Annotated in this window: 21 protein-coding genes, 5 pseudogenes and 1 CRISPR repeat array; of the genes and pseudogenes, 8 read left to right on the top strand and 18 right to left on the bottom strand. The window is 67.5% G+C overall.

Annotated elements, in window-relative coordinates:
• Positions 1 to 63 precede the first annotated feature (63 nt).
• Both IE326_RS20265 and IE326_RS20260 read left to right on the top strand, forming a co-directional pair.
• Positions 64 to 936 carry a glycosyltransferase family 2 protein gene (locus tag IE326_RS20265; protein ID WP_190042504.1) on the top strand — a complete coding sequence of 291 codons (873 nt, stop codon included), beginning with the start codon at positions 64 to 66 and terminating at the stop codon, positions 934 to 936.
• 320 nt (positions 937 to 1256) lie between these two features.
• Positions 1257 to 2065, top strand: a pseudogene (locus IE326_RS20260) (transposase family protein).
• Here IE326_RS20260 and IE326_RS20255 read toward each other — a convergent pair.
• The 4 genes and pseudogenes from IE326_RS20255 to IE326_RS20240 form a co-directional block, all read right to left on the bottom strand.
• Positions 2057 to 2434, bottom strand: a complete 378-nt coding sequence (locus tag IE326_RS20255) for a hypothetical protein (RefSeq protein WP_229915525.1) — start codon at positions 2432 to 2434, stop codon at positions 2057 to 2059. The pseudogene IE326_RS20260 and the gene IE326_RS20255 sit on opposite strands and share 9 nt — an antisense overlap.
• A gap of 186 nt (positions 2435 to 2620) precedes the next feature.
• On the bottom strand, positions 2621 to 3472 hold the full coding sequence (locus IE326_RS20250) for an IS5 family transposase (RefSeq protein ID WP_190043429.1): 852 nt from the start codon (positions 3470 to 3472) through the stop codon (positions 2621 to 2623).
• A 76-nt stretch (positions 3473 to 3548) separates the two neighbouring features.
• Positions 3549 to 4130: an HNH endonuclease signature motif containing protein gene (locus tag IE326_RS20245; RefSeq protein ID WP_190042503.1), complete on the bottom strand. Its 582-nt coding sequence runs from the start codon at positions 4128 to 4130 to the stop codon at positions 3549 to 3551.
• Positions 4131 to 4205: 75 nt separating this feature from the next.
• Positions 4206 to 4758 (bottom strand): annotated as a pseudogene (locus IE326_RS20240) (hypothetical protein).
• 542 nt (positions 4759 to 5300) lie between these two features.
• Here IE326_RS20240 and IE326_RS20235 point away from each other — a divergent pair.
• The 3 genes and pseudogenes from IE326_RS20235 to IE326_RS20225 all read left to right on the top strand — a co-directional run bounded on the left by IE326_RS20235 (position 5301) and on the right by IE326_RS20225 (position 7667).
• Positions 5301 to 6541, top strand: a pseudogene (locus tag IE326_RS20235) (IS110 family RNA-guided transposase).
• A gap of 52 nt (positions 6542 to 6593) precedes the next feature.
• Complete coding sequence (locus tag IE326_RS20230; protein ID WP_190042502.1) at positions 6594 to 6887, top strand: hypothetical protein; 294 nt, start codon at positions 6594 to 6596, stop codon at positions 6885 to 6887.
• Between the two features lie 45 nt (positions 6888 to 6932).
• On the top strand, positions 6933 to 7667 hold the full coding sequence (locus IE326_RS20225) for a transposase (RefSeq protein WP_190043428.1): 735 nt from the start codon (positions 6933 to 6935) through the stop codon (positions 7665 to 7667).
• 74 nt (positions 7668 to 7741) lie between these two features.
• Here IE326_RS20225 and IE326_RS20220 read toward each other — a convergent pair whose 3' ends face one another.
• Positions 7742 to 9199: an NF041680 family putative transposase gene (locus IE326_RS20220; RefSeq protein ID WP_190042501.1), complete on the bottom strand. Its 1458-nt coding sequence runs from the start codon at positions 9197 to 9199 to the stop codon at positions 7742 to 7744.
• A 224-nt stretch (positions 9200 to 9423) separates the two neighbouring features.
• Between IE326_RS20220 and IE326_RS20215 the strand changes: the two genes are divergently transcribed.
• Positions 9424 to 10101 (top strand): hypothetical protein, encoded by a 678-nt coding sequence (locus IE326_RS20215; protein ID WP_190042500.1) that lies wholly within the window; start codon positions 9424 to 9426, stop codon positions 10099 to 10101.
• On the opposite strand, the pseudogene IE326_RS20210 reads toward IE326_RS20215, so the two are convergent.
• Together IE326_RS20210 and IE326_RS20205 are read right to left on the bottom strand one after the other, a co-directional pair.
• Positions 10093 to 10901: pseudogene (locus IE326_RS20210) on the bottom strand (transposase family protein). The gene IE326_RS20215 and the pseudogene IE326_RS20210 overlap by 9 nt on opposite strands.
• A 92-nt stretch (positions 10902 to 10993) precedes the next feature.
• Positions 10994 to 11743, bottom strand: coding sequence for a transposase family protein (locus tag IE326_RS20205; protein WP_190041439.1), 750 nt, complete (start codon positions 11741 to 11743; stop codon positions 10994 to 10996).
• Positions 11744 to 11837: 94 nt separating this feature from the next.
• Here IE326_RS20205 and IE326_RS20200 point away from each other — a divergent pair, with 94 nt between their 5' ends.
• Complete coding sequence (locus IE326_RS20200; protein WP_190042499.1) at positions 11838 to 12032, top strand: hypothetical protein; 195 nt, start codon at positions 11838 to 11840, stop codon at positions 12030 to 12032.
• 74 nt (positions 12033 to 12106) lie between these two features.
• On the opposite strand, the gene IE326_RS20195 is transcribed toward IE326_RS20200, so the two are convergent.
• On the bottom strand, positions 12107 to 12856 hold the full coding sequence (locus IE326_RS20195) for a transposase family protein (protein ID WP_190042498.1): 750 nt from the start codon (positions 12854 to 12856) through the stop codon (positions 12107 to 12109).
• 116 nt (positions 12857 to 12972) lie between these two features.
• Between IE326_RS20195 and IE326_RS41505 the strand changes: the two genes are divergently transcribed.
• Positions 12973 to 13107, top strand: coding sequence for a hypothetical protein (locus IE326_RS41505; RefSeq protein ID WP_268983031.1), 135 nt, complete (start codon positions 12973 to 12975; stop codon positions 13105 to 13107).
• A 290-nt stretch (positions 13108 to 13397) separates the two neighbouring features.
• Here IE326_RS41505 and IE326_RS20190 read toward each other — a convergent pair.
• The 10 genes and pseudogenes from IE326_RS20190 to IE326_RS20145 all read right to left on the bottom strand — a co-directional run.
• Positions 13398 to 13751 (bottom strand): annotated as a pseudogene (locus IE326_RS20190) (VOC family protein); the annotation flags it as partial.
• A gap of 200 nt (positions 13752 to 13951) precedes the next feature.
• Complete coding sequence (locus IE326_RS20185) at positions 13952 to 15181, bottom strand: Fic family protein (RefSeq protein WP_229915524.1); 1230 nt, start codon at positions 15179 to 15181, stop codon at positions 13952 to 13954.
• Between the two features lie 679 nt (positions 15182 to 15860).
• Positions 15861 to 16898 (bottom strand): SGNH/GDSL hydrolase family protein, encoded by a 1038-nt coding sequence (locus IE326_RS20180; RefSeq protein ID WP_190042496.1) that lies wholly within the window; start codon positions 16896 to 16898, stop codon positions 15861 to 15863.
• A 140-nt stretch (positions 16899 to 17038) separates the two neighbouring features.
• Positions 17039 to 17853 (bottom strand): IS5 family transposase gene (locus IE326_RS20175; protein WP_190042495.1). Its coding sequence is split into 2 segments (ribosomal slippage): positions 17039 to 17511 and positions 17511 to 17853, totalling 816 coding nucleotides; the frame shifts between segments, so codons are not numbered across the junction.
• Between the two features lie 290 nt (positions 17854 to 18143).
• Positions 18144 to 18335 (bottom strand): hypothetical protein, encoded by a 192-nt coding sequence (locus IE326_RS20170; protein ID WP_190042494.1) that lies wholly within the window; start codon positions 18333 to 18335, stop codon positions 18144 to 18146.
• Between the two features lie 560 nt (positions 18336 to 18895).
• On the bottom strand, positions 18896 to 19456 hold the full coding sequence (locus IE326_RS20165) for a hypothetical protein (RefSeq protein WP_190042493.1): 561 nt from the start codon (positions 19454 to 19456) through the stop codon (positions 18896 to 18898).
• Between the two features lie 1304 nt (positions 19457 to 20760).
• Positions 20761 to 21094: direct repeats of the CRISPR family, unit length 29 nt; unit sequence GGTCCATCCCCGCGGACGCGGGGAGCAGG.
• A 460-nt stretch (positions 21095 to 21554) separates the two neighbouring features.
• On the bottom strand, positions 21555 to 21968 hold the full coding sequence (locus IE326_RS20160) for a DUF6093 family protein (protein ID WP_190042492.1): 414 nt from the start codon (positions 21966 to 21968) through the stop codon (positions 21555 to 21557).
• Positions 21968 to 22372 carry a DUF6093 family protein gene (locus tag IE326_RS20155; protein WP_190042491.1) on the bottom strand — a complete coding sequence of 135 codons (405 nt, stop codon included), beginning with the start codon at positions 22370 to 22372 and terminating at the stop codon, positions 21968 to 21970. The genes IE326_RS20160 and IE326_RS20155 overlap by 1 nt, the downstream gene beginning before the upstream one ends.
• Positions 22373 to 22526: 154 nt before the next feature.
• Entirely contained in the window at positions 22527 to 23066 is a 540-nt protein-coding gene (locus IE326_RS20150; RefSeq protein ID WP_190042490.1) for a GNAT family N-acetyltransferase, read from the bottom strand.
• Positions 23063 to 24337 (bottom strand): NsdA family TPR-like regulatory protein, encoded by a 1275-nt coding sequence (locus IE326_RS20145; RefSeq protein WP_229915523.1) that lies wholly within the window; start codon positions 24335 to 24337, stop codon positions 23063 to 23065. The genes IE326_RS20150 and IE326_RS20145 overlap by 4 nt, the downstream gene beginning before the upstream one ends.
• Between the last annotated feature and the right edge of the window lie 124 nt (positions 24338 to 24461).

Raw genomic sequence — 24461 nt, 5'->3', positions numbered from 1 at the left:
GGGCCGTCCCCCAGGTGACGAGACGGCGACGGGCAGGGGCCCGGCGCGGAAGAGGACCGGACCTTGAGCACTGGCGCGCCCCGCGTCGGGGCGGTCGTTCTGACAATGAACGACCGCCCCGACGAGTTCCCCAAGGCCATGGACTCCCTCCTCGCGCAGCAGGGCGTCGACCTGGACGTGGTCGTCGTCGGCAACGGCTGCACCCCCGCCCAGGTCCCGGCCGGCGTGAAGACGATCGCGCTGGCGGAGAACGTCGGCATCCCCGAGGGCCGCAACATCGGCGCCAAGGAGGTCGAGGGCGAGCTGCTGTTCTTCTTCGACAACGACGCGGTCCTGCCGCACCCCGACGCCCTCGCCCGCCTCGCGGCCGCCCTCCTGCGAGAGCCCGCCCTCGCCTATGCCCAGCCCAGGATCGCCGACCCCGACACCGGCATCACCGTGCGCCGCTGGGTCCCCCGCCTGCGCGCCGGCGACCCAGCCCGGCCCGGGATCGTCACGGTCATGGCCGAGGGCGTCGTCATGATCCGCCGCAGCGCGTTCGACGCCGCCGGCGGCTGGCCTGGCGACTTCTTCCTCTTCCACGAGGGCATCGACCTCGCCTGGCGGCTGTGGGACCAGGGCGGCATCGGCCGCTACCTGCCGGACATCATCGTCCATCACCCCGCGACCAACCCGGCCCGCCACGACCGCTTCTACCGGCTCAACGCCCGCAACCGCGTATGGCTCGCCCGCCGCAACCTCCCCGCCCCCCTGATCCCGCTGAACCTCGGCGCCTTCATCCTGCTCACCCTGTGGCGCTTCCGTGACCGGGCCGCGCTCCGCGCCACCGCAGCGGGCTTCCGCGAAGGTCTTAGTGGTGGCCACGGCCTTCGCGCGCCTATGAGCTGGCGCACCGTCGTCCGCCTGACCCGCGCAGGGCGCCCCCCCATCGTGTGACCCGCCCGACTCGTATCGCTTAGGCAGCCTCGACACGAAGCCGGGCGCACGGTCGCAAGTTCCCCGCGAGGTACGTTTCCAGCATTCTCAGGCGCGCGAGGCCCGGCGGAAGCCTGTAGCCCAGAGCACGCTTATCGCGCTTGTGTTCGAGCTTAGGTTTCTCGGTCCTCCCGTCGCGAGCACGAGGGACCCGCCATGACGACGCCCGCCCCCCCTGGGCCGCCCCCGCGTCCGCCACTGAGCCTCTTTCATCCTGTGCTGGAGGGTGAAATGGGCTGGTCAGCGCGGGTGGTGACGAGACAGGGCCCCTGGTCGTTGGCGTGGTGATCTCACTCAACACGCCGGCGACCGAAGGGGCCCTGAAGGTTTCCGTATCCTGCCACGCTCGACGTCCCGCACGAGCTGGTTGAGCATGTTTCCTGGCTGCTGCACGAGCACCGCCGGGCCCGCAACACCCGCTGGCGCAGGCTCGGCTGCTTCCAGCAAGCGCTCCTTACGCTGGTCCATCTACGGAAGAACGAGACGTTCTCACAGCTCGGAGCAGGTTTCGGAATATCGCAGGCCACTGCCTGGCGGTACGTGGACGAGACCCTGGACGTGCTGGCCGGCTGGGCGCCCGGCCTTCATGAAGCGCTCACCGGCCTCGGTGAAGGCGATCACGTCATCGTTGACGGCACCCTGATCCCCATCGACCGGATCCGCGCCGACGAGCCGTACTACTCGATGAAACACCGCAAGCACGGCATGAACGTGCAGGTCATCGCCCGTCCCGACAGCACACCGCTGTGGTTCTCCCGCGCGACACCGGGCCGCACCCACGATCTGACCGCGGCACGCACCCACAGCCGTCGTCCATGCCTTCCTGACCCGGCAGATCCTCGTTCTCGCGGACCGCGCCTACCAGGGCACCGGTGCGACCTTCCGCACCCCCTATTACCATCACCGCGAACAGCCCGAGCACTATCAGCAGTTCAACCGCGACCACGCCCGGCTCAGAGCCCCCGGAGAACGGGCCTTCGCCCAGCTGAAGTCCTGGCGGATCCTCCGCCGGGCCCGATGCTCCACCCGCCGTATCAGCATCATCGTCCGAGCCGTCCACGCGCTGCTGACCTGCAACTATTCAGGATGAAAGAGGCTCAGTGGGCTCTGGTATTGCCCGGGAGCTGGAGGTGAACTGTTCGCCGATGTTGTTCCACATGAAGCCGTCCTGCCAGTTCGGCTTCGCTGCTGCCCACCCGAGCAGCGCCGCGAGGACCTTCTCCTGGGAAACGGTCATGGTCTGGAAGTGCTTCTCGGCCACGCCGTCCCGGTATTCGAGCTGGTAGGCGTTGTTCTCACGCAGCAGGACCTGGATGTACCAGCTGCCGGACAGTTCCTCGTCCACCCGCTCCACGATCAGGTGGGCGTTGCCCCGGCGCAGGTTGGCCAGCATCGTTCCGATGGCGGGCTTGGTGGCGCGTTTCACCACGTGGCCCAGCTCGTTGGTTGCTATCAGCATGGCCGGATCATCCACCAGGAGACTGACACCGCCCCCGCGAGGCTCTGGCCTGGGCGGTCAAGGTTCGATGGCACGAACCGCCAGCGCAAAGCCCACGCCGACGGCACCCTCCCCGACCAGCACGTGCACGCCCTCGCTGCCCTCGGCAGCCGCTGGACCCGCCCTAAGAGGGCATCTGATCAACGTTCACGCCGGTGTGGGCGGGATGCCCGTTTCAATTCGCCAGGTTGGTGCAGATTCTCCGGTGAGTTCGCGGCTCATTTTGTTAGCCATCGCCCAGTGGATCATCGTTCGGGATCTCTGCGGCAGGGCTTCGTAGTCGCGTGCCAGGCGACGGTGCTGCATGAGCCAGCCAAAGGTCCGTTCGATTACCCACCGTTTGGGCAGCGGCTGGAAGCCCTTCACGCGCGGTCGCTGCACCACCTCCACATCGATCCCGAGGCCGGCGCCGTGCTGGATGACGCTGGTCTGGTAGCCGCCGTCGGCCCACACCTTGGTCACGCTCGGATGGGCCGCGGCCAGCTCGGTCAGTGCCTGCTTGCCGCCGGCGGAGTCATGCACGGAGGCAGCGGTGACCAGGACGGTCAGGACCAGGCCGAGGGTGTCGGTGATCAGGTGGCGCTTGCGCCCTTTGATCTTCTTGCCGGCGTCGATGCCCTGACTGGCCTCGGCGACATTGCCCGAGGTCTTCACGCTCTGCGCGTCCACCACGGCCGCAGACGGCTCCACCGTCCGGGCGTTCGCCCGGCGGGTCCTGTCCCGCAGCAGGTCGTGGACCTGCTCGGTGGTGCCGTCCGCCTCCCACTTGGCGTAGTAGTCATAGACGGTCTTGAACGGCGGGAAGTCGTGCGGCAGGTACTCCCACGGGATCCCGGTGCGGTTGACGTAGAGGATCGCGTTCACGATCTCTCTCAGGTCGTGCACCCGCGCTGCCGTCCCGGGCCCTGACCGGGCGGCCCGCCAGGCGGCGAACACCGGCTCGATCAGCGCCCATCGGGCATCGGAGACGTCACTGCGATACGCACGTCGAGGTGTCACGTCCCGGACAACGAGCACGACGACCTGCCGTCACAAGAACATCCCAAAACACCAACTACATAGATCAGATGCCCTCTTAGAGCGGCTCGGCCGCAACCATTCGCCGGATGAGTTCAAGGCCCTTGCCCGTCAATGCAACCACCCCTCCCGGCGGAGCGCCCTCAACTCCCGAATAGTAAGGGGTGATTGTGACGATTTCGTCGTCAATGAGATTGGACAGAAGCCACCACATTCCATCACTGACCGAGATATCACCGAAGCCGAACGTGTGATGGTTTTCGCCCATTGCCTCACGGAACAAATCCAGAAGCGAGCCCTTCTCGGAATGCGCCTCTTCCATCGGCACCCACATTTTGGCGTAGACCTTCAGAACCTGACGCTCGACTTCCGTGTACCGACCGTTCAGCACCGCCAAATTCTGTTTGTACTGAAGCATGGACTTTCGGTCGATCTCCTTGGTGTTGTCGTAACGCGCATGGCACGTCGGACAAACCACGATGATGTTCTCGAACGTATGCTCAAGCACCTGTCTGTACGGCTTGATGTGCGCGAACTCGGTCGGCCACTGCCGACAGGTTGGGATGGCGCAGCGATGCCCCGCCTCGACAAGTAGGGCTCTCTGCAGGGGCATTGGGATGTCCGGTCTTCCTTCAGCCATAACGCAGAGCATAAGGGCTGTCCCGCAAAGATCTTGGCTGCGGGTCCGGAGCGGTCTGAACAGCTGGCGGGGTGCTCAGATGGTGGTTCGTGAGGTGCTCAGGGACTGGGCGAAGCCGGCGAGCGTGTGGAAGTCGTTCTCCCGGAGGCCGATCCGTGGGTTGACGTGGTGCAGGAGCCCGGTTCCCTGGTGGTGGGCGGTCACGTACGTCTGGTCCAGCTCGCTCTGCTCGTCGTCCACCCAGGCAAAAGGACGGCCGTCTGCGTAGTTCACCAGTGGTCCGGTCTTCCAGTGGACTCCATCGGGGCGTTCTTGAAGTAGAACGTCACCGAAGTCGACGAAGGGAAGTTCCGGAAGGCCGAGGACCGGCGCGATCCATCGGTTGGCGTCGTCCATCCATGTGGTGGCCCAGCACAGCTCGAAGCCGAGCTGGAGCAGATTTCGCCCGTGCTCCGGGTTGAGCCAGACTCGCAGGGGGCGCCGTCGGGACGAGAGGCCCGTGTCGTGCCCATGGGCGTCGTTCCTGGGGACTCGGATTGTGGTGTAGCCGTCGGGGGCGTCTCTCCGGCTTGGCTGCGTAAGGGTTGAGCGGCCCGTCCACGTCGAGGAACAGCAGCGGTCGGTTCATGGTTTCCCCCGGTCTCACTCACTGTGGACTGCCCTGGTCAGGGTAGCTGCGGGATTTTCACGGCATGGAGTCAGCTCGGGTGATGATCATGAAGTGGCGAGTGTGATCACGGCGTCGGAGCCGTCCTAATCCGGTGGTAGCGACAGCCCTGAGGGGCGTACACCGTGGCTGTTCGAGCAGCCACGGTGGTCGCGATGGCGGTCACGTGAGTGTCGGGCTGACGCCTTGAGTCGTCCTGGGACTTGATCCCTATATCCAGAGCGGTGATGCCCGACGCTCTCGTGACCACCATCATCGTCAGCCCTGCCCGCTTGATCACTCGTTGGTGTCTGTGGTGCGAGCCCGCTGCATGGTGACCCCTCGTGATGCCCGAGCCACTTCAGCTCTAACGCAGACCGGGGCCCGTGCAGTGAACTGGTGCCACGAACAGCTGCTGAGGTGGCGGACCGATCTCTTATCGAGTCCTTGGATTAGGTCGCTGCGTGGTTCCGCATGAGCTCGTGACCAGTACGAAACACCCGAGCACGGGGAGGGGAAAGACCTTGATCTACTGCGGCATCGACTGGGCGGAAAAGACGCACGACGTCGCCCTGGTCGACGACAGCGGCCAGTTGGTGGCCAAGCGGCATATCACCGATGACGCCGCTGGCTACAAGATCCTGCTGGACCTGCTCGCTGAGTACGGCGACACGGCGGAGGCCCCGATCCCGGTCGCGATCGAGACGTCCCGGGGCCTGCTGGTCTCGGTGCTGCGGACCGGCAAACGACAGGTGTTCGCGATCAACCCGATGGCCGCGGCCCGCTACCGAGACCGGCATTCCGTCTCGCGCAAGAAGTCCGACCCGGGCGACGCCCTGGTCCTGGCCAACGTGCTGCGGACCGACATGCACGCTCACCGGCCGCTTCCACAGAACAGCGATCTGGCCCGGGCGGTCGGCGTTCTCGCCCGCCTTAGTAGGACGCGACCTGGAACCGCCAGCAGATCGCCAACCAGCTCCGCTCCCTGCTGCGCGAGTACTACCCGGCCGCTCTCACGGCCGTCGAATCCTGGAAGAACGGGCTCTGCCGACCCGAGGCCCACCAGCTCCTCAAGCTGGCCCCGACGCCAGCCAAGGCCGCTCGCCTCACGCGCACACAGTTACAGACCGCCCTCAAGCGGGCCGGTCGTCAGCGGGGCATCGCCGCCGACGCCGAGCGGCTCCGCGAGGTCTTCCGAGCCGACTGGGCTCACCAGCCGCAGCTGGTCGAGGACGCACTCGGCAAGCAGATGCTTGCTCTCCTGATTCAGCTGGAGGCCGCCTGCACAGCTGCCGACAGCCTCGCTGAGGCGGTCGAAGAGGCATTCCCGCAGCACCCGGACGCTGAGATCATCCTCAGCTTCCCCGGCCTCGGCACCCAGCTCGGCGCCCGGGTACTTGCCGAGATTGGGGACGACCGACAGCGATTCGCCGACGCCCGCGGCCTGAAGGCCTACGCTGGCGCCTCGCCTACCACCCGGGCGTCTGGCAAGAAGTCCAGCGTCACCCGACGCTGGGTGAAGAACGACCGCCTCAACCATGCCGGATACCTCTTGGCATTCTCCGCGATCACCGCCTCGCCCGGTGCCAAGGCCCACTACCGGCGACGACGCGACAACCACGCAGACTGGCACGCCTCCGCCCAGCGCAACCTCTTCAACCGCATGATCGAGCAGCTCTACCACTGCCTGCAGAACGGCGAACGGTTCGACGAGCTGGCGGCCTTCCCCACGCCATCCCCGGTGACGGAGACAGCTGCCGCCTGACCTGTGGCAACGCCCCTTGATCTGGTCGCCCACAGCGGTCGATCATTCACAGATGAGACCCGAAGTTCAGACGTTCGTCGCCGCCGGCCCCCTCCCTGACTGGGACGCCGACGAGGAGGAGATCGACCGCCGAGTCAACCAACTCGAAGCCATCTCGGCGCCCGTCACAGCCGACGAGGCGCATGCTTTGGCTACCTGTTTCGGCCCCGCCGACTGCTACGGCGTCGCCTGGTCGCTATTGCACCTGATCGAAACCAGCCCAGGACCGGTGCCGCCGGTGACGCTACCCGGAGCCGATGCCACCGAGTGGCATCACACGCTCTGGAACCGCTGGGGAAACCGGTGAACTCAACGATGGGGACTTGACGCGTTAGCGCCCTGAGGTGTCTGGATAGCCCCGTTCGCGGGACTGAGCCCGCGCTGCTTCGGCAAGCTGCTGACCATGCTGCGTCGGGATGGAGCAGATGTGGTCCACCGAGGCCGGCCGTGGAGTCTGCCGCTGGAGGACAGGGTTCTGCTGGTCACGGCATACTGGCGCACCAATCTGACGTTGCGACAGCTCGCCCCCCTGTTCGGCATCGCGAAGTCCACGGCCGGCCGGGTCATCAACCACCTCGGCCCCCTGCTGGCGCTCCGGTCTCGCGAGCGGTTCGCCAAGAACACCGTGTTCATCGTGGATGGCACCTTGGTCCCCACCCGGGACCACACCATCGCCGAGCGGTCGAAGAACTATCGGTACTCCACCAACCACCAGGTCGTCATCGACGCCGACACTCGTCTGGTCGTCGTGGTCGGCTGGCCCCTCGCCGGGAACCGCAACGACTGCAAGGCATGGGAGGAATCCGGCGCCAAGGCCGCCGTGGGCAACACTCTCACGATTGCCGACGGCGGCTACCCGGGCACCGGACTCGTCATCCCGCACCGTCGCAAGAGCGGCCAGACTGAACTGCCAGCCTGGAAAGAGGAACACAACAAGTCCCACAAGCAGGTCCGCGCTCGCGTCGAGCACGTCTTCGCCCGCATGAAGACCTGGAAGATACTCCGCGACTGCCGCCTCAAAGGCGACGGCGTCCACCACGCCATGCTCGGCATCGCCCGTCTACACAACCTCGCCCTCGCCGGATAGGTCGCACGCGGCACGGTGAGCCGCTACGTCCGGCAACTCCAAGATCCTTAACAGGACAACCCTTAGCTTGATCTTTAACCTGTGCGGCGGGGCCGTGGGGTAGTCGATTTCTTCTTCTGAGACGTGGTGGTACCCGTCTTGTGGATTGTGTGGACGTCGTGGCGTGGGGTGGGCCGGCTGTTCTTTCGACCCGGTGGCCTGCCGGGTCCGGGGCGGACGTATTTCGGTGCTTGGGCGGGGCAGGCGGCCTTCGGGCGGATGTGCCGAAAGTCGCGGCGGACACGTGCGGGCGTGAGCCTGTCGGCGGGAACGGGCCTCTCCCAGGGGCGGCGCCGATCGGCCGCCAGCGGTCGGGCCAGCCGCAGTTGGGTGTAGGCGGCCAGGATCAGCCAGGTCCATCGGTCGGCCGCCTCGGGAGTGCGGATCTTCGGGCAGGTCCAGCCGAGGGTCTGCTTGAACAGGCGGAAAGTGTGCTCGATGTCGAAGCGACGCAGGTATGCCTGCCAGAGCCGGTCGGTGTCCGCTGCGGTGGCGTCGGTGCCCGACCACCACAGCCAGACCGGCTTCGGGGTGGCTCCGCTGGGCAGATGGTCGATGTCCAGGCGGATCACGGTGCCTTCGACGATCGGGAGGGTGCCGTCGGCCGCGGCCCAGGACGAACGGTGGGTGAGCTTGGGGTGGAGGCGGTCCCAGGAGCGGGCCAGCGCGGTGCCGTAGAGGCGGGTGTCGGTGACGGTTTCGGTGTCCGGGGTGCCCCAGGTGCCGGGCTGTCCGAAGACGAACTCGCCGCCGTGCCGGGGCGGCCGGCCCTTGGTGTGTGGCTCCCGCGGCGGTGCCGGCCTGCGCAGGACACGGTCTGAGCGCATCCTGGACAGCACCTGCACCGGCAGGTCCTTCAGCAGGAAGGCGAGGCGGGGTGCGTCGTATCCGGCGTCCGCGATGATGAGGATGTCCGGGTCGCCGGTCTGCCACTGACCTGCGGTGATAAGCCGCTCGACCAGGTCGCGCAGCTGCCGTGCGGTGACGGTGGCCGTGTCGTCCCCAGGCGCCAGACGGCGGGCATCCAGGGGCGCGGTCCACGAGCTGCGGCCCGGTTCCAGCGCGCAGATGATCGAGTAGGGCCAGCCGGGGACCGGGATGTGCTGGTCCTTGCCCCGGCCGTAGGTGTGGCAGAGGATCCGCTGAGGTGAGGTGTGGGCGTCCGGCCGCAGCCAGCAGGTGACGTCGACGGCCAGGACCAGCCGGCCGTCGACCGACCGAGGCAGCGGCACCGATGTCAGAGCCTGCCGCATCCGGTCTGTGTCGACCCGGCCCTCGGCGAGGGCGGCGTAGAGCCCGCCATGCCCGCGGCGGTGTTCGCCCACCAGCGACAGCTCGGCCAGTGATCTCACCGGCCCGTTCCCGCACAAGACCGCGTCGGCCAGCTCGAACAGGGCATCCGAACGAGCAGTCAGGCAGGAGTAGAACTCGCCCCGGAAGCGTGACAGTTCCGCCAGATGCGCTTGCCGGGCATCGTGATGTTGCAGACTCATCCTCACGGCCTTCGTGCTGGACGTGTGTGTTCCTTGGTCGGAGCACATGATCCAGACGAAGGCCGGTTCCATGTACGGCGGATACCGAACCGGGTGATCAAGTACGACGCACCGTTCGACGGCGCACGTTAAAGATCAAGTTAGGGGATAACCCTCAGAATGTGTGCAGCGGTTGTGGGTATGTAAGCGGTAGATGAACCCTGCTTGCTCCGAGGAGGCTTGGCGTGCCGTCACCCCGCGTTGCAAAATCTTTTGAAGCGGCGTTCGAGGCATTCAAGAAGCACTGTGAAGGCGAAGCGGAGAACCTCGGTCACCGCGCTCGACTGGAGGCTGATGCCAGACGAGTGCAGGACGCTGCGGGGCGACTGGAGGAAGATTCTGGACGACTGGAGGTCGTCTTTGAGGTGATGGCCACTGCGGGCTTCAAGCCGTACTTTCTGATAGCCCTCAGGGGAATGAATCCGTGGGGAAGAACTTTCTCTTCCTACGAGGGCCAGACGGTGCTCTCGATACAGGAGCCCGTGTTGACGCCGGGAGTTCCGCAGGGCGCCCCCTATCTGACTGTTATGGGGGGAGCCACGCCGGAATGGAATGCCGGGGACGTTCTCGGAAAGCTGGCGGCAGATGCTCGCGCTGCCGGCGTCCCCCTTCGCGAGGACCTGCCGCTGAGGACGCTCACCGCGGGAGGGACGGAGCTTCTGTGGCGTGAGGTTCAAAAGCACCATCACCTTGCCCAGGGCGAGGAGTTCCAAATAAAGTGCCGTGAAACGATCACCACAAAGGGTTGGTTTCAGAAACCCAAGACCCGTCACGCCATCTACTACCGCGTTGCTGCAACGGAGGGCGGATATACCGACCACGGATCCAGCTGGAACGACCACAATGAGCCTCTTTCATCCTGAATAGTTGCAGGTCAGCAGCGCGTGGACGGCTCGGACGATGATGCTGATACGGCGGGTGGAGCATCGGGCCCGGCGGAGGATCCGCCAGGACTTCAGCTGGGCGAAGGCCCGTTCTCCGGGGGCTCTGAGCCGGGCGTGGTCGCGGTTGAACTGCTGATAGTGCTCGGGCTGTTCGCGGTGATGGTAATAGGGGGTGCGGAAGGTCGCACCGGTGCCCTGGTAGGCGCGGTCCGCGAGAACGAGGATCTGCCGGGTCAGGAAGGCATGGACGACGGCTGTGGGTGCGTGCCGCGGTCAGATCGTGGGTGCGGCCCGGTGTCGCGCGGGAGAACCACAGCGGTGTGCTGTCGGGACGGGCGATGACCTGCACGTTCATGCCGTGCTTGCGGTGTTTCATCGAGTAGTACGGCTCGTCGGCGCGGATCCGGTCGATGGGGATCAGGGTGCCGTCAACGATGACGTGATCGCCTTCACCGAGGCCGGTGAGCGCTTCATGAAGGCCGGGCGCCCAGCCGGCCAGCACGTCCAGGGTCTCGTCCACGTACCGCCAGGCAGTGGCCTGCGATATTCCGAAACCTGCTCCGAGCTGTGAGAACGTCTCGTTCTTCCGTAGATGGACCAGCGTAAGGAGCGCTTGCTGGAAGCAGCCGAGCCTGCGCCAGCGGGTGTTGCGGGCCCGGCGGTGCTCGTGCAGCAGCCAGGAAACATGCTCAACCAGCTCGTGCGGGACGTCGAGCGTGGCAGGATACGGAAACCTTCAGGGCCCCTTCGGTCGCCGGCGTGTTGAGTGAGATCACCACGCCAACGACCAGGGGCCCTGTCTCGTCACCACCCGCGCTGACCAGCCCATTTCACCCTCCAGCACAGGATGAAAGAGGCTCAATAAGGATCTTCAGCGTCGTCTCTCGAGGGTGAGGACGGCCTTGGCGATTGACGTGAGCCGGTTCGGGCTGATCCGCGCTTTGCGGAAGATCCGCCAGGCCTTGAGGCGGGCGAAGGCTCGCTCGACGGGGAAGCGGAGCCGTGCGTGTGCTCGGTTGACGGCTGCCTGTCTGGTGGTGAGGGGCCGTCCGAGGTGGCGTTTGAACGGGACCTGGAACGTGCCGCCGGCTCCGGCGTAGGCCTTGTCGGCCAGCACCGGGATCCGCAGTCGCTCACAGATCGTAACGATTCGATGGGTGCGGGCGGCGGTGATGTCGACCGTACGACCCGGCAACGCCGGCGAGTACCAGATCAACCCGCCCGCGGGATCGGTGACGACCTGGATGTTCACTCCGTGCCGTCGGGCCTTGCCCGAGTAGTCCCGTTCGTGGTCGCCGACCCGGTCGCACTCGGCGATGGTGCCGTCCACCAGGACGTACTCGGGACGTGTGCGACGGAGCGCCTGCGTGAGGGACGGTGCCCTGGAGGCGAGGAGTTTGATCACGCTCTGTACGTAGGCGTGGGCAGTGCCCTCGCTGATCCGGAAACCCGCGGCGAGCTTCGCGTAGGTGGTGTGCTCGCGCAGGTAGACCAGGGTGATGATCGCGCGTTGCGAAGGTCGCAGCTTGCACCGGCGATCACCTTCACGGGTGACGATCAGCATCGTGACCCACTCCACGAGCGCGTGCGGCAGGTCGAGTGCGGCAGGATAGATGACCAACGAGGCCTCCGGTCGCAGCGGTTGAGACGTCAGACATCTCGAACCACTGCCCGAAGGCCTCGTCTGCTATCCACCTTTGGCCGTCACCCGATCGGTGACCACTCTGAAGAAGCTCAATGACAGTATCGGCGCAGGAGCCAAGGGAGCGACCCCGTCGAACATCTCGTACCGCTCGCCAGGCAAATCCTACGACGGCGTCACCGACCGGGCTCGGGATCGCAGAGGCCTGGAAGTGGTTGTCAACGGCCTGGTGGTGGCGATCAGTACCCTCCACCTCCAGACGTACTGACAGCCCCCTTACTGAGCCGTCCACACCCTGCTGACCTGCAGCTATTCAAGAGGAAAACGGCTCATTAAGGATCTTCAGCGTCGTCTCTCGAGGGTGAGGACGGCCTTGGCAATTGACGTGAGCCGGTTCGGGCTGATCCGCGCTTTGCGGAAGATCCGCCAGGCCTTGAGGCGGGCGAAGGCTCGCTCGACGGGGAAGCGGAGCCGTGCGTGTGCTCGGTTGACGGCTGCCTGTCTGGTGGTGAGGGGCCGTCCGAGGTGGCGTTTGAACGGGACCTGGAACGTGCCGCCGGCTCCGGCGTAGGCCTTGTCGGCCAGCACCGGGATCCGCAGTCGCTCACAGATCGTAACGATTCGATGGGTGCGGGCGGCGGTGATGTCGACCGTACGACCCGGCAACGCCGGCGAGTACCAGATCAACCCGCCCGCGGGATCGGTGACGGCCTGGATGTTCACTCCGTGCCGTCGGGCCTTGCCCGAGTAGTCCCGTTCGTGGTCGCCGACCCGGTCGCACTCGGCGATGGTGCCGTCCACCAGGACGTACTCGGGACGTGTGCGACGGAGCGCCTGCGTGAGGGACGGTGCCCTGGAGGCGAGGAGTTTGATCACGCTCTGTACGTAGGCGTGGGCAGTGTCCTCGCTGATCCGGAAACCCGCGGCGAGCTTCGCGTAGGTGGTGTGCTCGCGCAGGTAGACCAGGGTGATGATCGCGCGTTGCGAAGGTCGCAGCTTGCACCGGCGATCACCTTCACGGGTGACGATCAGCATCGTGACCCACTCCACGAGCGCGTGCGGCAGGTCGAGTGCGGCAGGATAGATGACCAACGAGGCCTCTGGTCGCAGCGGTTGAGACGTCAGACATCTCGAACCACTGCCCGAAGGCCTCGTCTGCTATCCACCTTTGGCCGTCACCCGATCGGTGACCACTCTGAAGAAGCTCCATGGACCTCGGTGTGATCCGCGAACGGCGCACTGCTGCCGTCCTCGCCACGCTCGGCGTGGACTACGCGTACGGATACGCGGGCGACCAGTTCGAAACCCTCGCCGGTCTCGCCGCTACGGGGGCGACCGCATGACCCGCGAAGCCCTCGCTGCCGAGTCCGCCCCCGCGAGGCGAGGCGCGCTCTGCTGCCGCTGCAAGCGCTGGACGTACGCGCCCGTGGAAGTCGGCTACATCGAGCGCCAGAGTGGCCCCGGAGTCGTCCTCTGGGGCTGCCCGAGCCACGCCGTGGCCGTGATCCCCGACCCGGCGCCCGGAGGGGGCCGGGTCGGGCGCGTAGCCCCCGCAGACAGCAAAAGGCCCCGTGCGGCTCAACTGCCGTGCGGGACTTCTGTGTTCTCTGACGTGCGCGTATGCTCAGAACTGGTAGTCAGAGGTGTTGGGGTCGGCGAGGACCGTCCACGGCACCTCTCCCTGGCCCACGTCGGCGGGCGTCGCACCGAGAGCCCTCAGGCGCGCGACCAGTTCCGCCTGATGGGCCGCGGAGGTGGTGGCGAGATCGAGGTGTACACGGTTCTTCGCCGGTGTCCCGGGTTCGGGGACGGGGACGACGTCGATGCCGACGAAGACCGGGTCCGGCCAGACGAGGCCGCCGGGAGGTCCGACGTAGACGGTCACGCCGGGGCTGTAGGCACTCCAGCCGAGCGCCTCCGCCCAGAACCCGCCGACCGCCGAGGGATCAAGAGCCTTGATGTTCACCATGACAGGTCGCAGCGCCATGCCGACGATCCTATGCAGCCGCCCCGCACCGGCATCTGCGCCGTCGCCAAACAGAGAGCGACTCGCTCATAGGTCGCCAGGCCCAGCTCGCCTACGAAGGCTCAACCTCGCCAAGTGAACTACTCACTCGCCAGGTGGAGCGCTCAACCACACGGGGGCGACTGAGCGCTTCAGTTGGCGGCGTTTGCCAACTGAAGCGCTTACCTTGATGCTGAGCCGGTCGGGTCGGTGGTGCGGCGTCGGGTCTCCGCGAGATGGATGTTGATGTAGCGGACGAGGATCAGCGGGTCCTGGGGGTCTTCTGCCTCGAAGGTGACGCGGCGCAGGAGGCTGACTGCGTCGAGTGCGATGCCCTCGCGGGCGAGGACGAAGACGAGGGTGAGGAAGGCGGAGCGGGCGTTGCCGTCGGCGAAGGGATGAAAGAAGCAGACGTCGAGGTAGGCGCGGGCGGCGCGGGCGGTCAGGCCGAGAGGCAGGCCAGCGCCGGATGTGCTCTCGGTCAGGCAGGTATCGAAGCGGTCACGTGTGTCTGGTCCGATGCCGTAGCGCTCCCGGCTTCTTTTGGCGAAGGCGGGCGAGTTGCGGAATCGCGGTGGCTCCAGGGTGCCCAGGACGTGCTGCTGCCAGCTGCTGAGCAGGGCGAAGTCGAGCCGCGCTCCGCGTGCTGCGTCGGCTCGGAGCAGTTCGAGGGCGCTGAGCAGGCCGTCGGCTCGGGCAGGGTCTATGGCGCCGTCGAAGGTCCGGATGTCCTCCGCCGCGCCGTCACGAAGGGGCACCACCGGTCCGTCTGTACCGCTGTCCGGGATCTCGTGCCATGGCACCTGTTCGCGTACCGCGAGCCAGCGCTGCAGGTGGTCCTGAGTCGGCGCGTCTGCGCAGGTACGGCTGTCGGGTGGCTGCAGAGAGAGCGCAAGCTGTTCCGCTACGTCGTCGACCACTACCGTGTCAGGGCCGATCCAGCTGTGGAACCGTCCGCCGATCGCCTCGTCGACCAGGCTCCGGGCCACGTCGGGCGCGACTCCCCACCGGTTGAGGAACCAGGTGAGCACTTGGCGGCAGTGGCCGTGCCAGCCGCTGCCGCATCCGGTGCGGTCGACGACCTGCAAGATCAGGTTCCTCGCCGCGCGCTCCCACAAGATCCGCTGGTCCTCGATGTCGGCCAGGTCCAGGGGGTACGCCTCGAACCGGTCGGCGAGGTACTCCAGCCACTCACGCCACTCACGCAGAGCCGCCGCGACACGGTCCAGTGTCTCTTCCGGCGTCGTGATCGAGTCCCGTGGGCAGCACCAGTGCCCTACCGGGCCGCCGTCGACATCACCCTCGTCGTGCGACCAGCGCCACCCGACGGTCCAGCGCCCGTACTGCTGAACGAGGGCGTACGACATGGCGTCGGCCCAGGACTCGGCCTTGCCGCGACTCCAGGTACTCATTGCGGGGTCCCCGAAAGGAATGTCCGGGCGGACAGGCACACACCGAGCCGGCCCAAGCGAACGCACCGTCTGTGCTACGGACGTAACGTCGAAGGCTTGACGAGTGGGATCTACGTCGTCCCAGGTCAGGAAGCGAGGAGCCAACTCAACGATCACCGCGCAAGCCTGCCACGCTCACCCGACGCCCCCAAGTGGTTTTCCCCCCAGGAGTGCGACGTCCCCTATTGCCACCTCCGACGCACAGCCCCGCCAACTCAAGCGCTCATCCGCCAAGTGTGATGCTCAGCCACAAGGGCCAGGACGGAGCACGGCCCGGCCCGGGCGAGGAACAGCCGAGGGGGGACGCGAAACCCTGAAACGCCCGCCTGCAGCCCCAAACGAGGCGCAGGCCCGGCGGAGGCAACGGACGAGCCCAGAGGACGCCAGAACGGTGCACAGAGCCGGAAACGGCCGGACGGAGGGCGGTACGGGGAAAGGGAGCGACCCCCGCCCGGGGATGCCGGGCGAGGGCCGGTTGATGGCCGGCCCACACGCAGTCGGGGGGAATGATCCGCGCGCAGCCGGTCCAGGAGGTGTCCACTTCGCTCCACCACACCGCCTACCCCCACACGCCCGGCACACACCCGCCGTCCCCGGGCGGCTTCCCCCGGACGCCCGGCGAGGGGGCGGGGCCGGGAGGTCAGCTGAGGAGGGCGATGCGGATGGCTCGTTCGACGTGGTTGGCGGTGTTCTGGTGTCCTTCGGCGTTGGGGTGGACGAGGGTGACGCGCTTGTTGATGATGCCGCAGTTGAGCACGCCGAGCTTGGCCGGCCAGTAGTCGGCGGCGTCGCCGCAGATTCCCTCGACCCACTTCTCACCTGCGGGCTGGCAGGCGTCGTGGCCCGCGCTGGAGGAGTACACGTCGACATAGCGGTCACCGAAGAAGTTGGTGACCTGCTGGATGCTGGTGTTGAGCGGGATGAGGACGCTGTCGCGGAGCCAGTCGATGTCGGCGTGCTTGATGGCGCCGACCTCCCTGATGTCGGTGCGGTTGCACTCGTTGCCGTCCTCGGGCAGGACGGCGGGGTAGCCGACCGTGATCACCTTGGCGTTGGGGGCGGCTTCGTGGACCTGGGCGAGCATCTGGATGTACTCGTCCTGAACCCGGGCGAGCCTGTCCTGGAGGCTTTCCACGCCCTCCGGGGGGTTGGTGTAGTAGTCGCGGCAGTTCTGGCCGAGCACCGGGCCGCGCTTGAGGCATTCCTGGAGCATGTCGCCGAAGGGCAGGCTGTTGCCGCCGACGCCGATGGTGACGACGTCGGTCTCATCGTTGAGCTTGGCCCGCTTGATCTGCGTGTCGACCGTAGTCCAGCCGCCCTGGGGCGGCTGGACGGGGCTGACCGGGGTCTGCTTGTCCGCGGCGATCTCGGCGATGGTCGCGTTGCTGCAGCTGACGTTGGTCAGGTTGACAGGCTTGCCCGGCGGGAACTCTTCGAGTTCCCGCTCGATGAGGCCGGGGTAGGCGTCGCTGGTGCGGTCGCAGCCGTCCCGGGACGTGTCACCCAGCGGGGGCTGCGGGTCGCCGACGAAGCCGCCGGCGGTGTACGAGTCGCCCAGCGCGGCCCACTGGTACTGGTCGGCCGCGCCGGCCGAGCCCGAGGGCAGGAGAGCGGCTGCTGCCAGAGCGAAGGCTACGGTCAGCGCTCGGGTTCGTCGGCGGGATACGGGGTGTCGCATGGATTCTCCAGGGTCGGTGAAAGGCACCCGGAGCCGGAACGGACACCGGGCAAAAGCACCTCGGCCAAGATCATCCAGGCTGCCGACAGACCTTTCTGATGTATCGCGCCTACCGTCCCTGATCGGGCTAAGACCGTGTCCTACATGGTCAGTTTGAGGAGCCGTTTGTAGCAGCAGAGGGCTGCGGCGAGGCCGAGAAAGGCCAGGTAGTTGCGGGGGTGTCGTTCGTAGCGGTGGTTGAGTCGGCGGTAGCCGGTCAGCCAGGACATGGTCCGCTCGATCACCCACCGGCGGCGCCCGAGCCGTTCGCTGGACTCGATGCCCTTGCGGGCGATGCGGACGCCGATGTGCTTACCCCAGAGCCATTTCCGCAGTTCAGGGATGTCGTAGGCCTTGTCGGCATGCAGCCGCTGGGGCTTGGAATCGGCTGCGTGGGATTCGTGTCCCATGTGGAAATGGGACAGCATCGGCTTCAGGGCCTGGCTGTCGTGGGTGTTGGCCGCGGAGAGTCCGACGCGTAGGGGCAGTCCGGCCGCGTCGGACAGGACGTGCATCTTGGAACCCGGCTTACCTCGGTCCACGGGGCTCGGACCTGCAAGTTCGCCCCCTTTTTAGCGCGGACGTGAGCGGAGTCAAGGACCGCCCGGGACAGGTCGATCAGGCCGTGGCCGTCCAGGAGCCCGAGCACCTTCTGGTGCAGCTGGCCCCAGACCCCGGCACGGGACCAGATCAGGAACCGGCGGTGCACGGTCGACTTCGACGCCCCGAAGCACGGCGGCAGGGCACGCCACGCGCAGCCGCTGACCAGGACGTAGATGATCGCGGCGAACACCGCCTCGTCATCGATGTTCGCGACCCCACCGCCCTGCGGCCGCACCCGAGCAGGAGGCAGCAACGGCTTCGCGATCTCCCACAATCCATCCGGAACGATCCATCCCCACCACCCACTCCCCATGACCAGCCCAACAGACCACCAGCCATGTAGGACACGGTCTAAATGGTCAGATCTTTCATGCTGTCAAAGCCGCGGCCCCCGCCCGGTCGTCCGGGCGGGGGCCGCTGTCCGGCCGGTCAGCGCGCAGCCGAGGGGATGGTCCGCGCAGACCGGTCCGAGAGGGGTTCCACTCCGCTCTGCCACACCGCCTGCCCCCGCGCGCCGCGCACACACCTGCCATGTCACACGGGGCTGTCACACAGCGGCCGGGACGGGCACCCGGGGGCGCAGATGCAGGTGGGGCCCGTCTGTCACATGGGCGGGCACGAGGCCGCCCACGCCGCAGCCGCGGCCCGCAGACCGGCGCGCTCCAGGTCGGCCGCGAGGCGGAGGGCGGCCTCGGCCGGGGGCACCTCCAGCGTCCCGCCGAACGCCCAGAGCTCCAGCTCCTTCTCGCGCTCCGGGCCCGGCCGCATCGAGTGGATACACAGCACCCACGCCACCTGACGCTCCTACCCGGCGCGCACCAGCCGCCGCAACTCACCCACCGGCCCCGCCGTCCCGGCCGGCACCACCACCGCCACCGTCGTCGTCTGCTCCATGCCCAGACCAACGAGCAGGCGGGCGCATGAGCACGGCCCCAGCAGTAGCGCAGAGACGGGGCGGCGGGCGGCTCGGAGGAGGAGCTGGCCGACGACGGCGCGGAGGACCAGACGCAAGGCCGGACCGCCGAGGAGGCCGGGGCGCGGCCCCGGTTACCGGTTCGGTACTACCCGGACACCGTCCTGAACAGCACGGACCGGCGCTCGCGGCGGCCTGTAACCGATAACCGCGGCGGCGGGCTGCTGGGGATTGGGGCGGCCCGGCGGTACTGCCCCCGGGGGTGCACCCTGGGCGCCGGGCCTCACCCGCGCACGCCATATCGGCACGGGCTGGCCCCGACCCTACCCAGGCGTGGCTGTGTTGGTGCGGCCTGGCAGCGAATGCCGGTGGCTACTGGCAACAGCTGCTGCCTGGCAGCCGTGGATGTGTCGGCGAGAATTGAGAGCGGTCCGCTCTCGTGTCAGGGGAGGACGGCGCGGACGTGGTCGGCCGAGAGATGCAGTTCGTACGGACAGCAGCAGTCGGAGCAGAGCGTGGCGACGAGGGTTCCGCAGGCACACCGCTGATTCAGCCCGCCGGTCGGGGCCGCTCCGCAGCAGGCGGAGGACGCGTGGTGGTACTCCAGGCCGTGGGCGTCGTCCGGGTTGATGACGATGTTGCCGCGCGGACCTCGTGACACGAAGTACCTGCCGTGCCCGTCACTTATCGGCCCGTAGCGCGGCATCGCCTCCACAGACACCTCGGAGACCACCAGGGGAGCACCGTAAGGCTCTGTCTCGATGGCGTAGCGGCCCGACGGCACGGTCGGCGGCGACGGACCGGGTTCCTCGGCGTCCCACCACGCGTAGTACGGCAGTTCGGGAACCGCCGGCAGCCGAGTGAGGGGCCCTGTCAGCGGGGCTTCACATGTTATGCAAACGAAGACCACCGCCTCGGTCTCTGCGGCGCTCTCGGCAGAGGCGGCACGGCGCTCGGGCGCCGCATTGCCGGTTTCCTGATCCTGGACTCGTCGGTCGTGCATGCGCTGACCGTACGAGGCATCCTGCCTGGCTTTGCAGCCGCCCCTGCCAGGGCACTACACGCCAGTCACCCACAGTCAAGCGACCAAGCACTGCTGAAACTCGTCAACACCGCCCTCCTCGGGCACGGAGCGCTCTCATACCCTGGCGCTAGACGCTCTCGCTACCCACCAACAAAGCCACCAGGCGAGTAGGGCCGGTGCCCGGGGCGGCGGGCCCGTCACCAAGCGGGCGGCGGCCGGAGCGCGGCGCGGACGGCGCGGTGGTGTCGGGGGGGGGCGGTCCACTCCCCCGCGGCTGCGACACCGGCGGCCGTACGCGCCCACGGGTCACGCACGGGGCAGTCGGGGATGTTGGGGACGCCGGGGCCGGGACCGAGAGAACGACGGTGCGGTGCGGTGCTCACCCGCACCAGTCTCCCCCGACCCTGACGGGACACCGGCACCTTCCAGCGGCCCGGGCCGCCGCCCGCCCGCCGGAAGGAAGAAGGGAGGAACCTCTCCTGGTATCCAGAAGAGGTGTCGGCGCAGGAATCGACTGACCCACACCCCCTGACCAGTCCGAACACGAGGGGCGGGCGAAAGGGCCCGCAACCGGTGACGCAACCCATGACGCAACCGGTGACACAACCTATGGCACAACCGGTGACGCAACCTCGGCGGGACCCCGAGCTGTTCACGAGAACGGGAGGCACCCACCTGCGCTTCGCGCCGGACGGCCGACGCGAGGCAGGGGGCGGCCCGGCCGGGGGTGGGTGGTGTCTGCGACGGTCTCCGGTGGCCCCACCGGAACGGTGAGAAGTGGCTCCGCCAAGCGTTCGACTGGCGGGCCTGCGGGTGGCCCGCGCACAAGCGCAGCCAGCGACAAGAGGCCGTCTGGGGTCCGGGCGAGCCGCCGGCTACCCGTTCGAGAGGTGGGGCCACTTCCCGCCGTTCGCCCGGGTCCAACGGAAGCCGTTCATGACAGGGCGGCGTCCTGGCGGTCGAGGAGCGGCCCCGGCCGGGGGCGAGCGGAGGAGTGACCCAAATACTGACCCTCGCAGGTCACAGCGGTGCGGGCCACGGCTTGGTAAGTGCGGTGGTAAGTCCGGCGGTAAGCACGGCCAAGATCATTCTGCTCCAATTGTGCGAACGGCCCGCTTCCCTTGTGGGGCTTGGTCAGGGGGCGACGTTGACGACCTGGACCTCGACCACGCGGACGGTGAACAGGGGCTCGCGGAGGGCCGCCGGGGTCCATCCCCCGCGGACGCGGGGAGCAGCGCTGGGCGAGGCCCTGGAGGGCGCCGATCGCGGGGGCGCACTCCAGGGGTCCATCCCCGCGGACGCGGGGAGCAGTCCCCGAAGAACCGGGCGGACGCCCCGTAGCTGGGTCCATCCCCGCGGACGCGGGGAGCAGTTCTCACAGGTCGGCCCGGCTCGCATATGAGAGGGTCCATCCCCGCGGACGCGGGGAGCAGGCTGACCCCCGGACCAGGAAGCGCCCGCCCTCAGGTCCATCCCCGCGGACGCGGGGAGCAGGGGTGAGTGATGTACCTTCGTGAGAGCGGTAGGGGTCCATCCCCGCGAGCGCGGGGAGCAGGTCCTGGTCGTCGCCGCCGGCGCCAGCGGCCGGGGTCCATCCCCGCGAGCGCGGGGAGCAGCTTCCTGACCAGCAGTTCTACCCCACACCAGCCACTCCACAAGCAACTTCCGCCGAAACAGACAAAACACACGCCCATACCCCCGCCAACCACCCGCAGACGTGGGGAGCAGGCGGCCAAGCAACTCCTCGCCATGGAACGGGAGGATCCCTCTCCGCGCGAGCAGGGAGCAGGGAACCGCGAAGGGGAATGGGTAGGCGGCCAGGGGTCCGTCCCCCGCGCGCGGAGAGCAATCGAGCTCCTCCTGAGCCGAGTTCGCAAGACCGGATCCATCCCTGCGGGCGCGGGGAGCAGCTGCTCCGCCGGCCAGCGGCCGGAAACCTCCAGGACCACCTGAGGGTGCTGCCCGGCGCCGTGGTAGGCGCTGATCAGGCTGGACACGCCCACGCCATCGATCTCGACGGTCGGCTGCCCCACCAGGGTCACGATCCGCACCCGGTGCAGCGCTTCAGCCTGCTCGCTCATATGCCCACCGCCACGGCGCCGCTCTGCTCGTCCAGCCGGGTCGCCCGCACCACCTCCACCGTCGACACCTGCGTCCGGGCCTCCACAAACCAGGTCCGTCCGACGAATGCCGACGCCGACTGCTCGTCCTCACTGATCACCTGCACCTGGTCGACGGGGTCGGCGACGGGCCCCGCCAGCGGGGTCATCAGCTGGTACCAGGCCGACGCCTCCCCCAGCCAGTCCGCCCCCAGCAGCTGCCGGACCATGATCTGCCCGCGCGTCGACAGCAGCGAGTCCGCACCCTCGTAGACCGTCGCCCACACGGGGGCGCCGTCATCCGGGTCGGACTTGCCGGCCAGGCGGCGCACCCGCACCGTGTCCGTCATCAGGGCCTCCAGGGAGGCCCTGACCTGCGCCAAGCCGGCCATCAGTTACCGCCGTTCGCCGTCGCGTCGTACCGCAGCCAGGTCAGACGGAGCACCGGCATGCTGGACCTCTCGGCCAACTCGTCCCTCCACATGCGGCCCGCAGCGTCCGGGTCTCGCGCCACCGTCAGCGTCACGGTGTGCTCCGGCGCGGAGACCGGGGTGAGCAGCCGGTACCGGCCGGACCTCGACATCGGGGTCCCCTGACCGTCCTGGACCGTCACTGCCACGTCCGCTTCCCGGTCCGGGAGGATCGCTCCAGGCCCCTCCCACAGCACCACGTGGGGCGTCGACTCCCACGTATCGGGGTTGAAGACGCCCGGGGTGTAGATCTTGACGGTGTCGGTGCAGATGCGGGCCTCGGCCAGCTCACGGGCTCGTGCGAGGGGGTCGACCGGGGTCGTCATGGCGGCAGTATGCGCAGGTCAAAGCCCATTCTGCATGGGCCGGTTACCGATGCTTCCCGACCGGCCTCCAGGCTTCCCGGTATTGAATCGACTTTGTGGTCTACCTGGTGACTTCTCTGCCGGGTTTCCGCTCTGCGCCGGCCTCATCTGGAAATCAGCGCGTCGGACGAATCATGACCGTAAGCCGGGGCGACGCCGGCGACGGCTGGCTGTGCCCGAGGTCCTCGTAGCCCCACGATCGATAGAGCTGGTGGACCTTTCCGTCTCCGGCTTCCGGGTTGACCATCAAGGTGACGTAGGGCTCGCTCCGCCCCGCAAGGAAGGCGTCGTGGATACGAAGGGCTATGCCCTTGCCCCGCCAAGCTGGCCGCACACCGATCTCCTTCAGAGCCACAGCGGCATGCGCCGTGTACTTCTCGGACGGTGTCGGCTCGGTGCGCTGCCAGTAGCGGTCGCCGTCTTTGATCTGGTTGCCGTACACGTACCCCACCGGCTTCTCGTCCACGTATGCGAGCACGGCCTGGAAGCCGTCTTCAGCCCCGTGCCGGTCCAGGCGCTCCCCGAAGGCGCTCACGGCGTAGTTCGCCAGGTGGAGGAGTGGTGCACGAACTTCGGCGTACACGTCGAGGAGGTCGCCGCGGACGGTCCCCAAATCAGTGAAGGTGCGAAGCTCAAGGTGGTGTGCCGAGGTCATGCGGGCGTCCTCCAGGCGGCGGTGTGCTCGGTCCAGATGTGGGCAGTGGTGCTGCCCGGCGCCATCGCGCGGAGTGCGGCGCCGAACTCCTGAAGCATGCGGGACACCCTTGGATGTTGGGTAGCCGCCTCGGCCTTGACCTTCATAGCGGTGTGGGTGGCGGCCTCGACGTCTTTCTGCGCGAGCTGCGCCAAAGCAAGTCGACTGGTGGTGATGGCGCGAGAGCGTTCCATATGCGGCCGGAGCGAGGCCAGGCACTGGTGCGCGTGGTACTCGGCTGTTACCCAGTCCCCTGCTGCAAGGTGTGCGCTCAGGGCGAGGGAGTGGAGTTCCGCCTCATCCCAAAAGGCCAGGAGCCATACGGGGCGGGGAGCACCTGGATCCGCCCTGTCCATGGCGTTGCGGGCTTCGTCAAAGGTCCGCGGCAGGCTTCGGAGTTCGTGGGCTGTGCCCTGGATGGCCAGCTGTCGGGCCAGTCCCAGCGACGCGAACATGGGGTCGCGGCGGGTGAGGTGCAGCTGGCGGGCCACGTCGTTGGCTGCGCGCGCATCGGCGGGACGTCCCATGTGCCGGTAGAGGGTGCCGGCGTGCGACCAGATCCGGAACTTGATCGCCTGGTCGCCGGAAAGTTCGGCCAGGAGCTGGGCTTCCCGCATGTGGGCGAGGGCGTCTTTGAACCGTCGCCCGTCGATCGCTGCCCACATCGCCGACGAACGGAAGCTGGCCGCGGTGGCGTAGAGGCTGCTGCGTACACGCTGGGTGGCGCTGCCTGCGTTCTGGAGGTTCAAGGCCGTGTCCGCGAGGGTCGTGGCCCTCTGCTCAATGTCCAGCTGCCCTCCGCGCTTATGGTCGCTCGCGATCACGGCGGTGAACTTGTCGCGAAGCCGTTCGACATCGCTCATTCCGATGGTGCGCGCCGAGGTGGTCTTAGGCGAGGCGGCAGCCACAGCAGCCGAAACGGCGCCTACGACGAGGGTGCGGCGATACATCGGGTCCTCCTGTGGTGCGGCTGCCCTGGGGGTTCGGCTCGGCGGAATGAACCCTAAGGCGGTCGGCGGCTTTCCGGAGAGGTCCGCAAGGATCCTTCTGGTAGCTGCGGACGGCCACCGGACGCGGCCAGCACGCCAGTCCCGAACGCGACGTCCGTCATAGGTGCCAACCTTCCCGGTCAGCTCTTCGAGCCGTGAATTTACCTCTTTCGCAAGGTCGTTGGAGCTGTACCCCCGCTCCTTTATCCACTCCTCAAGCGCCACGTTGCGCGCGACTCCCATGCGCGCAAGGTAACGCAGCGGGCACAGAAGGCAAGGTAAAGCAAAAGTCAAAACAGCCTAGGTGGCACACCGCGAAAACAGTCACAAGCGCCTAACCCCAAGCCTTCGACAAGGGGTTGTCTGG

It is taken from the genome of Streptomyces filamentosus (assembly GCF_014654895.1).
GTDB classification, from domain to species: domain Bacteria; phylum Actinomycetota; class Actinomycetes; order Streptomycetales; family Streptomycetaceae; genus Streptomyces; species Streptomyces filamentosus.
This window is presented reverse-complemented; position numbering and strand designations above follow the sequence as displayed.

Excerpts from the sequence above, each read along its gene's own strand:
- IE326_RS20255 (WP_229915525.1), bottom strand. The coding sequence starts at position 2,434 with ATGCTGATAGCAACCAACGAGCTGGGCCACGTGGTGAAACGCGCCACC.
- IE326_RS20245 (WP_190042503.1), bottom strand. The coding sequence starts at position 4,130 with ATGGCTGAAGGAAGACCGGACATCCCAATGCCCCTGCAGAGAGCCCTA.
- IE326_RS20230 (WP_190042502.1), top strand. The coding sequence starts at position 6,594 with ATGAGACCCGAAGTTCAGACGTTCGTCGCCGCCGGCCCCCTCCCTGAC.
- IE326_RS20220 (WP_190042501.1), bottom strand. The coding sequence starts at position 9,199 with ATGAGTCTGCAACATCACGATGCCCGGCAAGCGCATCTGGCGGAACTG.
- IE326_RS41505 (WP_268983031.1), top strand. The coding sequence starts at position 12,973 with ATGGACCTCGGTGTGATCCGCGAACGGCGCACTGCTGCCGTCCTCGCC.
- IE326_RS20185 (WP_229915524.1), bottom strand. The coding sequence starts at position 15,181 with ATGAGTACCTGGAGTCGCGGCAAGGCCGAGTCCTGGGCCGACGCCATG.
- IE326_RS20180 (WP_190042496.1), bottom strand. The coding sequence starts at position 16,898 with ATGCGACACCCCGTATCCCGCCGACGAACCCGAGCGCTGACCGTAGCC.
- IE326_RS20165 (WP_190042493.1), bottom strand. The coding sequence starts at position 19,456 with ATGCACGACCGACGAGTCCAGGATCAGGAAACCGGCAATGCGGCGCCC.
- IE326_RS20160 (WP_190042492.1), bottom strand. The coding sequence starts at position 21,968 with ATGGCCGGCTTGGCGCAGGTCAGGGCCTCCCTGGAGGCCCTGATGACG.
- IE326_RS20155 (WP_190042491.1), bottom strand. The coding sequence starts at position 22,372 with ATGACGACCCCGGTCGACCCCCTCGCACGAGCCCGTGAGCTGGCCGAG.
- IE326_RS20150 (WP_190042490.1), bottom strand. The coding sequence starts at position 23,066 with ATGACCTCGGCACACCACCTTGAGCTTCGCACCTTCACTGATTTGGGG.
- IE326_RS20145 (WP_229915523.1), bottom strand. The coding sequence starts at position 24,337 with ATGGGAGTCGCGCGCAACGTGGCGCTTGAGGAGTGGATAAAGGAGCGG.